We start from the raw sequence: 14,336 nt of genomic DNA on the forward strand, positions 1-14,336 counted from the left end.
GGGGCAGAATGGTAGCAGCAGCCCCCGGGAGCGGCAACGCGACTGCCGCCCCGGGGCCTTGCCGCCGGGCCCCGCAGGGGCCCGGGTCAGAGGTCGATGGCGAGGGTCAGGCGGGCATTCAGTGGCCGCCCGGTGGTGATGTTGGTGTTGCTGTGGGCGTCGGGGAAGTAATCCTCGTCGAGAAGATTCTCCACGTTCAGCTGCAGCCGCATGCTATCGCTCAGGCGGTAGTAGGCCGCGGCATCCAGCCGCGTGTAGGAGGGCACCTCGACGGAGTTGTCTTCCTGGATGAAGAAGCTGTCCTGGTAGGTGGCACCGAGGCCGAGCCGGAGCCGGTCTGTCACCTGGTAGGAGTTCCAGATGGAGAACATGTGTTCCGGCGTCTGCCGGGTGCGGTTGCCGTCGTTACCGGTGCCGTCCGCGCGCTGCACCTCGCCATCGAGGTAGGAGTAGCCCGTGGTGATCGCCCAGCGCTCTGTCAGGGCGCCGGTCAGCTGCAGCTCCACGCCGCGGGTCTCGGAACCCTCGACGAGGATGACCTGCTCGGGGTTCTGCGGGTCCACCGAGGTGAAGCTCTCGCGCTCCAGCTCGAAGACGGCGGCGGTGAGCGCCAGCGAGGGCTTGAGGTCCCACTTCAGGCCCAGCTCACGGTTCTCGAAGAACTGCGGCTTCGTGCTCTCGCTGGTGAGGTCGAGGGTCAGGAACTGCTCGCCGGACAGCGGCAGGAACGTCTCGCTGTAGCTGGCGTAAAGGGATACGTTGTCCGCCGGCTTGTAGATCAGGCCGAAGCGCGGCGTGACTTCCTCGTCCACCCGGTTGAAGTCGCCATCGACGGCGTCGCCGTCGGCCTGTTCGATACGGTCGAGGACGTCGATGTCGAAACGGTCGTAGCGCAGGCCCAGCAGTACCTTGAACTGTTCGGTGACGGCGAGCTGGTCCTGCAGGTAGACCGAGGTAAACCGGACCCGGGAGTCCCGGTCACGGACCGTGTTGGCGTAGTCGAAAGCCGGGATGACGAGCGGATCGCTGAAGGGGATCAACAGCTGGTCGTCGCCATTGTCGGCAAAGACGTTGTCCTGGCGCGCGTTGCTGGTCTCCTGGTCCCCGGCCTCAATGCCGAAAAGTACCGTGTGGCCCAGGCGGCCGGTGTCGAACTCGCCGACCAGGTTGGCCTGGGCGATGAGGTTCTCGCGCTGGGTGGTGTCCCGGTACCCGTCGAGCTCCACCGCAGCGAAGCTGCTGCCGGTCACGGTGACCGCCTCGCTGGGGTAGAGATTCTGGTAGGCCTTGTCATAGTCGGCGTACTGCACGGTGAGATTGCCGCGCAGCTGCTCGGAGAAGGTGTGGTCGAGGCGGCCGCGGAGCAGGTGCGCCTCCAGCGTGGTGCTGTTGCGGTCCGCGGAGCCGAAGAAGGTGTCGTCGTAGCCCTCGAGGGGACGGTCCGGCCGCCCCTCGACGACCTGCGAGGGCACGCCGCGGTCGACCACCCGGTCGTCGTCGATGTATTCGTAGGAGAGGAAGGCACTGGTCGCCTCGCCGAGAACGAGGCGGGCGGTCGGGTTCACCGCGTAGCTGTCACCATCGTAGACATCGCGGTGGTTCTCGAGGCCCTGGGCGTAGGCGTTCAAGCGCAGCGCCACGTTTTCGCCGGCATCGGCGTTCAGGTCGACTGTGCCGGTCCAGGCGCCGAAGGTGTCGACGCCGAGGTCCATGGTGCCGAAGCGCTCGCCGATCAGCGGCTTTTTCTGCACCCGGTTGATCACACCGCCACCGCCGCCGCGGCCGAAGAGCAGGGCGTTGGAGCCACGGAGAATCTCCACCTGCTCGACGTTGTAGAGCGGCCGGTAGTACTGCACGTCGTCGCGCAGCCCGTCCACGAAGAAGTCGGCGGTGCTCTGGATGCCGCGGATGATCATGGCATCGCGGTGGCCTTCTCCCTGGCTGATGGCGATACCCGGCGTGTAGCGGAGCACGTCGCCGAGGCCCTGGAAGGCCTGGTCCTCGATCTGGCGCTCGCCGAGGATGGTCAGGCTTTGCGGCACGTCGATGATGGGCGTGGGCGTTTTGACGGCGTTCAGCTTGTCGAGGGACAGGTAGCGGCCCTGGACGAGGATTTCCTCCATCGCGCCGGCGGCGTCGTCTGCCCGGGCGGTGGTGGCGATGGGCAGGCAGCAGGCGAGGGCGAGAGCGCCTGCTGCAGCCGTTGATCGGCGGTGCATGGCCATGGTGATGAATACTCCGGCTAGTTGTAAGGGAATAGAGCGAGAGTATATGGCTAGTGATTATGATTCGCAATTGCGGCCGCGGTCGTTTGTCATGACATGCGGCGCGGGCTTGTGCCGCCCGCCCGCCTGCGGCACGCTGGCTGCGAGAGCCTAGGAATCCCGCGTATGCAGCTGACTGACCCCGGCGATGTCGCCATGGACGCGTCGCGCCTTGCGCGCATCGGCGACCACCTCCAGCAACGCTACCTCGAGCCAGGCAAGATCCCGGGCTACCTGGCGCTCGTCAGCCGCCGCGACCGGGTCTGCTACCTCGACAGCGGTGGCTTTGCGGACCGGGAGCGGGCGACGCCCGTGACCGAGGACACCCTCTTTCGCATCTATTCCATGACCAAGCCCGTGGTTTCGCTGGCGCTGATGATGCTCTGGGAGCGCGGGCTCTTTGCCCTCGACGACCCCGTGGCCCGCTACCTGCCCCCGTTCCGGGACCTGCGGGTCCGCAGCGGCGGTGCCTGGCCGCTCTTCGAGACGCGCCCCTGCGAGCGGCCCATGCGTGTGCGTGACCTGCTGATGCATACCTCCGGCCTCACCTACGATTTCCTGCGCGAGAGCAACGTCGACTACGCCTACCGCAAGCTCCAGGTGGGTAACCCGCGGCCCGGCTACACACTCGAGGACATGATCTCGCAACTCGCCGAACTGCCGCTGGAATTCTCACCCGGCGAGCGCTGGAACTACTCCCTGGCTACGGACGTGGCCGGTCATCTCGTCGAGGTGCTGAGCGGGCAGCCGCTGCCTGACTTCCTGCAGCGGGAGGTTTTCGACCCGCTGGGCATGGTCGATACCAACTTCAACGTGCGCGACGACCAGCTGCCCCGCTTTGCCAGCTGCTACCGGCGCGAGCCGGACAAGACCGTGGTCCTGCACGATGATGGACAGGCGTCGGCCTTCCGCGACCGCAGCTTTTTCTCGGGTGGTGGCGGGCTGTTGTCCACGGCCGGCGATTACCTGCGCTTCTGCCGCATGCTGCTGGCCGGCGGCGTGCTCGACGGACGGCGTATCATCGGTTCACGCACCCTGGCGTTCATGACCCGCAACCACCTGCCGGACGGGGGGGACCTCGCACAATGGGCGAGCGGGGGTTTCAGCGAGACCAGCTACGCGGGCGTCGGCTTTGGCCTCGGCTTTGCCTGCAAGGTGGACCCGGTGGCGAACGGCTACCCGGCCCCGGGGGGCACCTTCTACTGGGGCGGGCTCGCCAGCACGCTGTTCTGGGTTGATCCGGCTGAAGAACTGGCCGTGCTTTTCTTCACCCAGCTCATCCCCTCGAGCACCTTCAACTTCCGGGGGCAGCTGGAGCAGCTGGTTTATGCCGCGCTCGAGTAAGCGGGTCGTGACGGGCTAGGAAACGTCCACATCCCCGTAGCGTATGCTGGTCACCCGGTAGCGCTGCCGTCCTCCCGGTGCCTGCACAATCACGTCTTCGTCGATCCGCCGGCCGAGGAGAGCGCGGGCCATCGGCGCGTCGATGGAAATCGCCCGGCGGGCGAGGTCGAACTCGTCCGGTCCGACGATGCGCCAGGTGCTCTCCTCGCCGGCCTCGTCCTCGAGGGTGACCCAGGCGCCGAAGTAGACCTTCCCGGTGTCGGCGGGCGGCTGGTCCACCACGGTGACCTCCTCGAGGCGCTTGTTGAGGAAGCGCACCCGGCTGTCGATTTCCCGCAGCCGCCGCTTGCCGTAGATGTAATCGCCGTTTTCCGAGCGGTCACCGTTCTTGGCCGCCTCGTGCACCGCCTGCGTCACCTGCGGCCGTTCCTCTTTCCACAGGCGCACAAGCTCCGCGCGCAAGGCTGCCTCCCCCGCGGGGGTGATCAGCGGTGTGCCGCGGCGGCGGGGTGGGCGGTAGCGGGCCATGGGGCCGCATGCTAGCAGGTACAGTGGGGGCGCGGGAGCCGGGACTGGACGGCCCGTGGTGACGTTGCTAGAAAGGCAGGTCCTTACCCGGTAGGAGAAGCCCATGCTCCGGCGACTGTTCGGCGCGCTGCTCGCCCTGGCCCCGCACCTTGCTGCAGGGGCCGCCGGTGCCGCCTGTGACGACCTCGGTGGCGAGCTGCGGCAGGGCGGTCTGCTCTGGGGCCGGGCGGCGCCGGGAAGCACCGTGACCCTGGATGGCGAGGCGCTGCCGGTACTGCCGGATGGCTGGTTCCTCGCCGGCTTCGGCCGCGATGCGCCGGCGACGGCAGAGCTGGTGGTCAGCGGCCCCGAACCGTGCCGGCGGACACTCGCGGTCGCCGCGCGGGCCTACCAGATCCAGCGCGTCGACGGTGTCCCCCAGCACACGGTGACCCCGCCGCCGGAACAGCTCGAGCGCATCCGCCGTGAGCGGGCGCTGGTCGCCGCCGCCAAGGGGCGTCGCATCGAGGAGCCCGCATGGCTCAGGCAGGTGGCAGGGGCCTTTGCCTGGCCGGCCACGGGACCGATCTCCGGCGTCTACGGCAGCCAGCGGGTCTACAACGGCACGCCGGGCACCCCGCATTACGGTGTGGACGTGGCCGCACCGGCCGGAACCCCCGTGCACGCCCCGGCGGACGGGCTCGTCACCCTGGCCGAGCCGGATCTCTTCTACTCCGGCGGCACCATTATCATCGACCACGGCTACGGCCTCTCCTCGTCCTTCCTGCACCTGAGCGAGGTGGGTGTCGCCGTAGGGGATGAAATCCGCCGGGGCGAGGTGATCGGCGCCATTGGCGCCAGCGGCCGTGCCACCGGCCCGCACCTCGACTGGCGCATGGCCTTCCACGGCCGGCGCATCGACCCCCAGCGCCTTGTCCCGCCCATGCCCCGAAACCTGAACAAGCCCTGAAAAAGTCCGTATAATACGTAGCTTCAATCCATGGACGCTGGAGGCGCAGTTGCCCGTGCTCGACAAGAAGCTACTCAGCATCCTGGTCTGCCCCGTGAGCAAGGCGCCGCTGGACTACGACGAGGAAAACGAGGAGCTGGTATGCCGCGCCAGCGGGCTTGCCTATCCCGTGCGCGACGGTATCCCCGTCATGCTGGAGAGCGAGGCCCGCCAGCTCACCGCCGACGAAAAACTGGGCTAGCGCATGAGTGACACCGTATTCGGCAAGATCGTTGCCGGCGAAATCCCCGCGGAGTTCATCTACGAAGATGAGCACTGCGTCGCCATCCACGACATCAATCCCCAGGCCCCGGTGCACGTACTGGTCATTCCCCGCAAGGCGATCGCGAAGCTTTCGGATGCCGAGGAAGAGGACGGCGAACTCCTCGGCCAGCTGATGCTCGCGGCCGGCAGGGTCGCCCGTCAGCTCGGCGTGGCCGACGGCTTCCGGCTCATCGTCAACAACGGGGAAAGCGCCGGGCAGACCGTTTTCCACCTCCACCTGCACATCATCGCGGGGCGCAGCTTCACCGAGGGCCGCATGGTCAGCTGAGCGCGCGCCGCTAGCACCGAGAGCACCTATGAAAACCGGAGAGATTCGCGAGGCCTTCCTGGCCTTCTTCGAGCAGCACGGCCATACCCGTGTGCCCAGCAGTTCCCTGGTGCCCGCCAACGATCCGACGCTGCTGTTCACCAACGCCGGGATGAACCAGTTCAAGGACACCTTCCTCGGCACGGACCCGCGCCCCTACACCCGGGCGGCGTCCAGCCAGCGCTGCGTGCGCGCCGGTGGCAAGCACAACGACCTCGAGAATGTGGGTTACACGGCGCGGCACCACACCTTCTTCGAGATGCTGGGCAACTTCAGCTTCGGCGATTACTTCAAGCGCGAGGCGATCCGCTTTGCCTGGACGTTCCTCACGGAGAACCTCGGTCTGCCGTCGGAGCGGCTCTGGGTGACCGTGCACGTCTCCGACGACGAGGCCGCGAAGATCTGGACCGACGAGATCGGCTTCCCGGCCGAGCGCCTGTCCCGCCTCGACGAGGACAATTTCTGGCAGATGGGCGATACGGGCCCCTGCGGCCCGTGCTCGGAGGTCTTCTACGACCACGGCCCGGAGGTCCCCGGCGGGCCGCCCGGCAGCGAGGATGACGACCTCGACCGCTACATCGAGATCTGGAACCTCGTGTTCATGCAGTACAACCGGGATGCCTCCGGCGAGATGGCGCCGCTGCCCAAGCCGTCCGTGGACACGGGCATGGGCCTCGAGCGCATCGCCGCGGTGCTCCAGGGCGTGCACAGCAACTACGAGATCGACCTGTTCCAGGCGCTGATCGATGCCGCGGCGGAGATCATCGGTGTGGAGGACCGCACGGCCTCCTCGCTGCGGGTGATCGCCGACCATATCCGCTCCTGCGCCTTCCTGGTGGCCGACGGCGTGCTGCCCGGTAACGAGGGCCGCGGCTACGTGCTGCGCCGCATCCTGCGCCGGGCCATCCGCCACGGCAACAAGCTGGGTGCGACCGAGCCCTTCTTCTACCGCCTGGTCGCGCCGCTGGTGGCGCAGATGGGCGAGGCCTACCCGGAGCTCGCGAAGCAGCAGTCCGCTATCGAACGCGCCCTGCTGGCCGAGGAAGAGCAGTTCGCCAAGACCCTGGACCACGGCATGGCGATCCTCGAGGAGGCCCTGGAAGGCCTCGACGGCTCGGAGATCCCCGGCGAGGTGGTGTTCAAGCTCTACGACACCTACGGCTTCCCCACGGATCTGACCAACGACATCGCCCGCGAGCGTGGCCTCACCCTGGACCTCGACGGCTACGAGCGCGCCATGGCGGCGCAGCGCGAGCGCTCCAAGGAGGGCGGGAGTTTCAAGGTCGATTACAACGCGACGCTGCAGCTCGACGGCGAAACGGCCTTCACTGGCTACGAGAGCCTGAGCGGCGAGGGCCGGGTGCTGGCGCTGCTGCGCGACGGCGAGCCGGTGAGCGCCCTCGGCATGGACGACAACGGCGTCCTCGTGCTCGATGCGACCCCGTTCTACGCCGAGTCCGGCGGCCAGGTGGGCGACACCGGCTACCTCGCCGGGGAGGGCGTGCGCCTCGAGGTCACCGATACTACCAAGGCCGGCAGCCATCACCTGCACCACGTGCGCGTCCTCGAGGGCGAGGTGCGCGAGGGCAGCGAACTCGCGGCCACCGTCGACCGCGCAGTGCGCCAGCGCACGCGCCTGAACCACTCGGCGACGCACCTGCTGCACGCCGCGCTGCGGCGGGTGCTCGGCGAGCACGTCACCCAGAAAGGCTCGCTGGTGGACTCCGAGCGGCTGCGTTTCGACTTCTCCCACGGCCAGCCGATCAGCGCTGATGAGCTGGCCGAGATCAGCGCGCTGGTCAACGCCCAGGTGCGCGCCAATACGCCCGTGGTCACCCGCCACATGTCCATGGACGAGGCCATGGCGGCCGGCGCCATGGCCCTCTTCGGCGAGAAGTACGGTGACGAGGTGCGCGTGCTGAGCATGGGGGCCGACGATTTCTCCGTGGAGCTCTGCGGCGGCACCCACGTGGACCGCACCGGTGACATCGGCCTCTTCCGCATTGTCGCCGAGGCCGGCGTGGCGGCCGGTGTGCGCCGTATCGAGGCGGTCACGGGGGAGGGTGCGTTGGCGGCGGTCGCCGCGGTCGATGCCACGGTCGCCGAGGCCTGCGAAGTGCTCAAGGCCTCGCCGGCCAACCTCGCCGAGCGCGCCGCGGCCCTGCGCGGCGAGGCGCGTGAACTCGAGAAGAGCGTCGCCCGGCTCAAGCAGAAGCTGGCCAGTGCGGCGGGCGGCGACCTCACCGGCAATGCGGTCGAGGTGGACGGCGTGAAGGTGCTCGCGGCCAACGTCGACGGCGCCGACGCGAAATCGCTGCGCGACACCCTCGACCAGTGCAAGAACAAGCTGGGCTCCGCCGTGATCCTGCTCGCCGCCGTGAACGACGGCAAGATCGCCCTCGCCGCCGGCGTAACGGCGGATCTCACGGACCGGGTAAAGGCCGGCGACCTCATGCGCGAATTCGCGGGCCGCCTCGGCGGCAAGGGCGGCGGCCGGCCGGACATGGCCCAGGGTGGCGGCAGCGACGTCGATGCTCTCGACAGCACGCTGAAGGCCGTGCCGGCCTGGGTCGGGGAACGCGTCGCCGCTTCATGAGCCTGATCGTCCAGAAGTTCGGCGGGACCTCCGTCGGCACCATCGAGCGCATCGAGCAGGTGGCCGACAAGGTTGCCCGCTTCCGCGCGGACGGCCACGACGTGGTCGTCGTGGTCTCCGCCATGAGCGGCGAGACCAACCGTCTGCTCGGCCTCGCCCACGCCGTCCAGGCGCACCCGGTGCCCCGGGAACTCGATGCGCTGCTCGCCACCGGCGAGCAGGTCACGACGGCGCTGCTCGCCATGGCCCTGCACAAGCGCGGCCTGCCGGCACGTTCCTATACTGGCCACCAGGTGCGCATCCTCACGGACGACGCCCACACCAAGGCGCGCATCCGGGAGATCGACGATGCCCGGCTCCACGCGGACCTTTCCGCCGGCCGCGTGGTGGTCGTCGCCGGTTTCCAGGGCGTGGACGAGCAGGGCAATATCACCACCCTCGGCCGGGGCGGTTCCGACACCACTGCCGTTGCCCTCGCCGCGGCCCTGAAGGCCGACGAGTGCCAGATCTACACCGATGTCGACGGTGTCTACACCACGGACCCGCGGGTCGTGGACGGTGCCCGGCGCCTGGAGCGCATTACCTTCGAGGAAATGCTGGAAATGGCCAGCATGGGTTCCAAGGTGCTGCAGATCCGCGCCGTGGAATTCGCCGGCAAGTACCAGGTACCCCTGCGCGTGCTGCACAGCTTCCAGGAGGGCCCGGGCACGCTGATTACCCTTGAGGAGGACGACCAGATGGAGACGCCCACCATTGCGGGCATCGCCTTCAATCGCGACGAGGCGAAGTTGACGATCCTCGGCGTGCCCGACATGCCCGGGGTAGCCCATCGCATCCTGGGCCCCGTCGGCGACGCCAACATCGAGGTGGATGTCATCGTCCAGAACGTGGCCGACGACAACAGCACCGACTTCACCTTCACCGTGGGCCGCGGCGATCTCGCGCGTGCCGAGGCCATCCTGAAGGAAACCGCTGCCGATCTCGGCGCCCGGGAAGTGCGCAGTGACAGCCGTATCGCCAAGGTCTCGGTGGTCGGCGTCGGCATGCGCTCCCACGCGGGGGTGGCCAGCCAGATGTTCTCCGCGCTCGCCGAAGTGGGCATCAACATCCAGATGATCACGACCTCCGAGATCAAGATCTCGGTGATCATCGAGGAGAAATTCCTCGAGCTGGCCGTGCGGGCCCTGCACTCCTCTTTCGGCCTTGAAGGGGAACCCGGCGAGGAAGGCACTGCCTAAGCCCCCGGGCGGGCCCTTGGCCTTTCCCCGTAAACCCGCTAAAACTGACAGGGAAACGAGCGGCGCGGCGCCGGCCGCGCGGTGTTCAGGGACGACACGAGGCGTAAGCCATGCTCATACTGACACGCAAGGTCAACGAGTCGCTCATCGTCGGCGACGACATCACCATCACCGTGCTCGGGGTCAAGGGCAACCAGGTCCGCCTCGGGGTGACCGCCCCCCGCGATGTCGCCGTGCACCGCGAGGAGATCTACCAGCGCATCAGCGACGAGCCCCCGGCCGATGACGGCGAGAGCTGAGCGTTCCTTTGCGTTAGCGCGCGGGCCGGTGCTATCATCGCGGCCCCGCGAAGGGGTAAAACCCTGTATCTGCGGAGAGGTGGCCGAGTGGCTGAAGGCGCTCCCCTGCTAAGGGAGTATGGGGTTTATAGCTCCATCGAGGGTTCGAATCCCTCTCTCTCCGCCACTTCCAAGAAAAAACGGGCTCTAGGCTCTACCCCATTAACGGGGGATGACCGGTTCTCACCAAACCCGATTGATAATGCCGGCCGCCCACGACAGAGTTTACGGGTTTGGTACGGAGGAGTTGGGCCCATCGCCGCTGTGGTGAGTCGAAACTGAAGGCGACTCGCTCAGGCGGTCAGGCCAAGCTCCCTGGCATAGGCCGGCTCGTATTGAACCAGGATTGCTTCATTGCCTTCAGTGTCGGCAAAGCGCGTCAATGAGCCTACGGTCGGGATGCTCACCTCTCCGCCCCGCAATGCGCCGCCGGCACGCTCCACTCGGGTCCGAGCGTCGGCGAGGCTGCTGACAGCGTAAGACACCTCAATACCGCCGCGACCGTACGCTGCCGCCTGGCTGCGCTTTTGCAGGGCGCCGTGGACGCCAGCGCCCTTGATCAGGTAAAAATCGGGGGGGCCCCAGGGCTCAAAGGACCAACCGAAGACCTGCTCGTAGAACTTCCGGGCACGATCAACATCGTCTGCTTCGATGGCGAAGTGGGCAAGCTTATTAGGCATGGTTCTCTCACCGTTTTTTTCAAGTATTGCAATACAATCACATGGCGTAAATCATTGTTAACGATATCCATGTATTTCTATGCGTCAATCCTTAACAGTCCAGGACGAGGCCCATCTTGCAGTCCGGACGCTGGCAGTCGACTACGTCAGCGGTGCAGTCGAGCCCATCCACACTCACCGGTGGCCGCAGCTTCTCTACGCGGCGCGGGGCGCCGTTACAGTGAACGTGCCGAAGGCTTATTGGATCCTGGCTTCCGGCCAGGCGCTCTGGATACCCAGCGGCGTGCCGCACCAGTTGAAGATGTCCTCGAGCGTAGCGCTGCGTACGCTTTATTTTTGTGATGACCTGCTGGTGGCCCGGCAGGGTCCGGTTGGGCTCCGTGTCAGCCCGCTACTGCATGAGAGCATTGTTCGGGCGTGTCTGGAGGGCCACCTCGATGAGCGCTCACCTTTTCACGCCGCCTTGGTCGCGGTGATCAGACATGAACTTGTTCGCGCCCCGCCCGAAAGCTGGCAACTCCTTTACCCGGTGGACCGCAGAGCCCTGCGGTTGTCAGAGCGTTTTCTGGCCGCGGATGCAGTGGATGTCCCCCTTGAACAGCTGATTGCTGAGGCTTCCTTGAGCAGAAGGACTGCGGAGCGCGTATTTCGCCGGGAGACTGGCCTGTCCCCCGCACGATGGCGACGCCAGGCAGTCATGGCACGTTCGCTGATTGCGATAGCGAACGGCGATCCCATTGAGGTCGTCGCGCGGCAGAGTGGCTACGCGAGCAGGACCGCGTTCCACGCCGCCTTTCGAACTATCTTCGGCTTCCCTCCCGGGGAACTGCTCCGGGGTTGAGCTCGCCTTGTTCACCGTAAGGTCCTTTGAGGTGAGGGCGGGCGTATTCATCGCGATAGAACTGTGAAGCATCGCAGGATTGCGCCCGGCGCCAGGGAGCAACAATCAGCAGTATAAGCCGCCTGATTGTCAGCGGGCGTTGTCTGGAAAGACCCGGCCTGCCATTTGCCTACACGTAGCTGGGATCGGCATCTCCCAGGTTCATCGCGATCCACAGCAGTGCCGGTTCGGTCAGCTCCTGGTCATAGCTATCCCGCAGTTCGACGATCCCCCGCTCATCGGCTTGCACCTCCACCGACACGGGTGCGGTGGTGGCGCCGGTCGCGTTTCGTCCATAGCCACTGATCAGCTCGGCTCTTATACGACCGGGGCCCAGTCGCGTCATCGACTGGATTTCGAGCAGGCGAAAATCCATCGTCGCGTCGAAGGCAGCAGTGGATTTTCTGAATGCGCGCAGGATCGCCGCTCTTCCCTCGACTTCGCACGCAAAGGGCACCCCGGTGACGGTGTAGCGGGCATTCTCTGCCAGGCAGGAACCGACGAGATCCCAGTCACCGGAGTGCAATGCCGCTTCAAAGCTTTCGAAATAGTTCAGGAACCTGGCCATCGTATCTATTGACATAGTCGTCACTCTCCTGGCGTGCGAAAGTAGTAATTGCTACCTTGCGGAGAGTAGCAAAAACTACCTATGATGCAAGGCTGTTTTCCTGTTTTTTGTCAGCGATGAACAGCGCCAGTGACACCCGTGAACGATTGCTCGATGCCGCGGCTGACATCCTCGAGTCAGAGGGGCTTGCGCATTTGAACACCAACGCCCTGGCCGAACGAGCCGGCGTGACGCCCCCCACGGTCTATCGGAATTTCAAGAACAAGGAAGAGGCCGTCGAATGCCTGGCGCGGCGTTTCATACAGGCGGAGAAGACCTGGCTGTCAACCGTTGATGCATCATTCGGGAGAGCGCGCACGCTCGACGAGACGGTGACCGCGATCATTGACCTTTACTGGGAGTCCGCTCGCCAGCATAGGGGTATCGTGGCTCTCCGCAGCGCCATGCGTGTATGGCCCGTACTGCGGCAGGTAGAGGAAGAGTCCCTGAAAAGCGCAACGAACCTGTTGGCGGATGTGCTGGCCCCACACTTTCCCGGAACAGCGCATGCGCGACTGGCCCGCACAGCGCGCCATACCGTGGAAACCGTGTGCGCGACGATTGACCGGTGCTACGGACTGGCGGCGGACGAACAAGCCTGGCGGATTCAGCAACTGAAGCTGACCATAAGCGCCTATCTTGCAGCCCGGCAGCAAGATGGCCGTGCGTAAGCTTCACCGGTAGCTGAAGATTCCGAGCTGGCCGATCGCCAACGCTCGCAATGGTCATGGAGAACCCGGCGAGTCGTGTTGCGCTCGCCGCGGTGCGGTTTCGGGTGCTCCCCTGTCAGATCATCACGCAGGAGCCGGTGTAATGGCTCCGGCCATACCCGTGATTCGGAAGCGGCAAGAAAACCCGCCGAAGCGGGATCCGTTGGCCTCGACGCCGGCTCACCGCGCTTCACAGGTGTGACGGCGGCGCGTGAACCCGAGAGCGACGAGGCCCAGGCCGAAGAGGGCGAGGGTCGCGGGCAGTGGTACGGGGTTGCCGATCGGTTCTTCCGACGTGACGAGGATCGCGAAGGTGTTCAGGATTTCATGGGGCTATCGCCGTGCAGGGCTCGCTGGCCCGTGGGGCGTAAACATGCCTGACAGTTCCCCGGATCTCGCAGGCGTCCCGTTCAGGGCCCGGGGCGCAGAAGGCGCAGCAGTCCTCGTTCTCTACTAGGCTTAGGGAAAGCGGGGCACATCCTGCTGCAAGGGACGAGGAAGCACAGGTATGCGCGCCATGGTCCTTGAGGACATGGGTGAGCCGCTCCGGGCCAGGGAGCGGGAGATTCCCGCGCCGGGCGCGGGGCAGCTCCTGCTGCGCGTGAGCGCCTGCGGCGTCTGCCGGACAGACCTCCACCTGGTCGACGGCGAACTGCCGGACGTCCATACGCCCGTCGTCCCAGGCCACGAGATCATCGGCCGGGTGGTCGCGGTGGGCGAGGGCGCCGAGGCCGCTATCGGTGACCGCCTCGGGGTGCCCTGGCTCGGCTACAGCTGCGGCGAGTGCGCCTACTGCCGGCGCGGCGAGGAGAACCTCTGCGACGCCGCGCGTTTCACCGGCTACCAGCTCGACGGCGGCTATGCCGATCACGTGCTCGTGGATCACCGTTACGCTTTCCCTATTGATCCGTTCTACGATGACGCCGAAGCCGCGCCGCTGCTTTGCGCGGGACTCATCGGCTACCGTTCGCTGGTCATGTGCGGCGAGGCCGAGCATCTCGGCATCTACGGTTTCGGTGCCGCGGCTCATATCGTCGCCCAGGTGGCGGCGTACCAGGGCCGCAAGGTCTACGCGTTCACCCGGCCCGGGGATAGCGCGGCGCAGCAGTTTGCCGAGAGTCTCGGCGCCGTCTGGACCGGTGGTTCCGATGAGTGCCCCGACCGGGGGCTTGATGCCGCGATTATTTTTGCCCCGGTGGGCGCGCTCGTCCCCGCCGCCCTCGCGGCCGTGCGCAAGGGCGGGACGGTGGTCTGCGGTGGCATCCACATGAGCGACATCCCTACCTTTCCCTACGCCCTGCTCTGGGAGGAGCGCGTGCTGCGCTCCGTGGCGAACCTCACCCGCCGTGACGCCATTGAGTTCCTGGCCCTGGCGCCGCAGGTACCCGTGCGCACGCGGGTCGAGTGTTTTCCGCTCGAGGAGGCCAACGCCGCGCTCGCGTGCCTGCGTGAGGGGAGGCTCACCGGCGCGGCGGTGCTGGTAACGGGAGCTTAGCGCGCCGGCGCGTATTGCGACCGCCTTTTGTCCTGTGCCCATCGCCGGCACCACCACTCATTGCTACGCATCGAGG

General features: G+C 66.4%; 15 protein-coding genes and 1 tRNA gene. 11 read left to right on the forward strand and 5 right to left on the reverse strand.

The window, feature by feature from the left end; all coding sequences use genetic code 11:
- Positions 1-86 precede the first annotated feature (86 nt).
- Positions 87-2,225 carry a TonB-dependent receptor gene (locus ACX93N_RS07435; protein ID WP_459427771.1) on the reverse strand — a complete coding sequence of 713 codons (2,139 nt, stop codon included), beginning with the start codon at positions 2,223-2,225 and terminating at the stop codon, positions 87-89.
- Between the two features lie 165 nt (positions 2,226-2,390).
- Here ACX93N_RS07435 and ACX93N_RS07440 point away from each other — a divergent pair, with 165 nt between their 5' ends.
- Positions 2,391-3,608, forward strand: a complete 1,218-nt coding sequence (locus tag ACX93N_RS07440) for a serine hydrolase domain-containing protein (protein ID WP_459427772.1) — start codon at positions 2,391-2,393, stop codon at positions 3,606-3,608.
- 15 nt (positions 3,609-3,623) lie between these two features.
- On the opposite strand, the gene greB is transcribed toward ACX93N_RS07440, so the two are convergent.
- Entirely contained in the window at positions 3,624-4,136 is a 513-nt protein-coding gene (gene greB / locus ACX93N_RS07445) for a transcription elongation factor GreB (RefSeq protein ID WP_459427773.1), read from the reverse strand.
- A gap of 103 nt (positions 4,137-4,239) precedes the next feature.
- Between greB and ACX93N_RS07450 the strand changes: the two genes are divergently transcribed.
- The 7 genes from ACX93N_RS07450 (at position 4,240) to ACX93N_RS07480 (ending at position 10,015) form a co-directional block, all read left to right on the forward strand.
- Positions 4,240-5,085, forward strand: a complete 846-nt coding sequence (locus ACX93N_RS07450) for a M23 family metallopeptidase (protein ID WP_459427774.1) — start codon at positions 4,240-4,242, stop codon at positions 5,083-5,085.
- A gap of 55 nt (positions 5,086-5,140) precedes the next feature.
- Complete coding sequence (locus ACX93N_RS07455; protein ID WP_459427775.1) at positions 5,141-5,326, forward strand: Trm112 family protein; 186 nt, start codon at positions 5,141-5,143, stop codon at positions 5,324-5,326.
- A gap of 3 nt (positions 5,327-5,329) precedes the next feature.
- Positions 5,330-5,677 (forward strand): histidine triad nucleotide-binding protein, encoded by a 348-nt coding sequence (locus ACX93N_RS07460; RefSeq protein ID WP_459427776.1) that lies wholly within the window; start codon positions 5,330-5,332, stop codon positions 5,675-5,677.
- A 28-nt stretch (positions 5,678-5,705) separates the two neighbouring features.
- The gene (gene alaS, locus ACX93N_RS07465) at positions 5,706-8,312 is read left to right on the forward strand and encodes an alanine--tRNA ligase (protein WP_459427777.1); all 2,607 of its coding nucleotides are present in this window, start codon (positions 5,706-5,708) and stop codon (positions 8,310-8,312) included.
- Positions 8,309-9,550 (forward strand): aspartate kinase, encoded by a 1,242-nt coding sequence (locus ACX93N_RS07470; protein ID WP_459427778.1) that lies wholly within the window; start codon positions 8,309-8,311, stop codon positions 9,548-9,550. The genes alaS and ACX93N_RS07470 overlap by 4 nt, the downstream gene beginning before the upstream one ends.
- 110 nt (positions 9,551-9,660) lie before the next feature.
- Entirely contained in the window at positions 9,661-9,849 is a 189-nt protein-coding gene (gene csrA, locus ACX93N_RS07475; protein WP_459427779.1) for a carbon storage regulator CsrA, read from the forward strand.
- A 73-nt stretch (positions 9,850-9,922) separates the two neighbouring features.
- Positions 9,923-10,015 (forward strand) — tRNA-Ser (locus tag ACX93N_RS07480).
- A 166-nt stretch (positions 10,016-10,181) separates the two neighbouring features.
- Here ACX93N_RS07480 and ACX93N_RS07485 read toward each other — a convergent pair.
- The gene (locus ACX93N_RS07485; RefSeq protein ID WP_459427780.1) at positions 10,182-10,568 is read right to left on the reverse strand and encodes a VOC family protein; all 387 of its coding nucleotides are present in this window, start codon (positions 10,566-10,568) and stop codon (positions 10,182-10,184) included.
- Between the two features lie 79 nt (positions 10,569-10,647).
- Between ACX93N_RS07485 and ACX93N_RS07490 the strand changes: the two genes are divergently transcribed.
- Positions 10,648-11,409 (forward strand): AraC family transcriptional regulator, encoded by a 762-nt coding sequence (locus tag ACX93N_RS07490; RefSeq protein WP_459427781.1) that lies wholly within the window; start codon positions 10,648-10,650, stop codon positions 11,407-11,409.
- 169 nt (positions 11,410-11,578) lie between these two features.
- Here the strand turns inward: ACX93N_RS07490 and ACX93N_RS07495 are convergent, their stop codons facing one another.
- Positions 11,579-12,016, reverse strand: coding sequence for a nuclear transport factor 2 family protein (locus ACX93N_RS07495; protein ID WP_459427782.1), 438 nt, complete (start codon positions 12,014-12,016; stop codon positions 11,579-11,581).
- Between the two features lie 116 nt (positions 12,017-12,132).
- Here ACX93N_RS07495 and ACX93N_RS07500 point away from each other — a divergent pair, with 116 nt between their 5' ends.
- Positions 12,133-12,726: a TetR/AcrR family transcriptional regulator gene (locus tag ACX93N_RS07500; protein WP_459427783.1), complete on the forward strand. Its 594-nt coding sequence runs from the start codon at positions 12,133-12,135 to the stop codon at positions 12,724-12,726.
- A gap of 219 nt (positions 12,727-12,945) precedes the next feature.
- On the opposite strand, the gene ACX93N_RS07505 is transcribed toward ACX93N_RS07500, so the two are convergent.
- Positions 12,946-13,089 (reverse strand): PEP-CTERM sorting domain-containing protein, encoded by a 144-nt coding sequence (locus ACX93N_RS07505; protein ID WP_459427827.1) that lies wholly within the window; start codon positions 13,087-13,089, stop codon positions 12,946-12,948.
- A 184-nt stretch (positions 13,090-13,273) separates the two neighbouring features.
- Between ACX93N_RS07505 and ACX93N_RS07510 the strand changes: the two genes are divergently transcribed.
- Positions 13,274-14,260, forward strand: a complete 987-nt coding sequence (locus ACX93N_RS07510) for a zinc-dependent alcohol dehydrogenase family protein (RefSeq protein ID WP_459427784.1) — start codon at positions 13,274-13,276, stop codon at positions 14,258-14,260.
- Positions 14,261-14,336: the final 76 nt, after the last annotated feature.

It is taken from the genome of Pseudohaliea sp., from assembly GCF_054552115.1.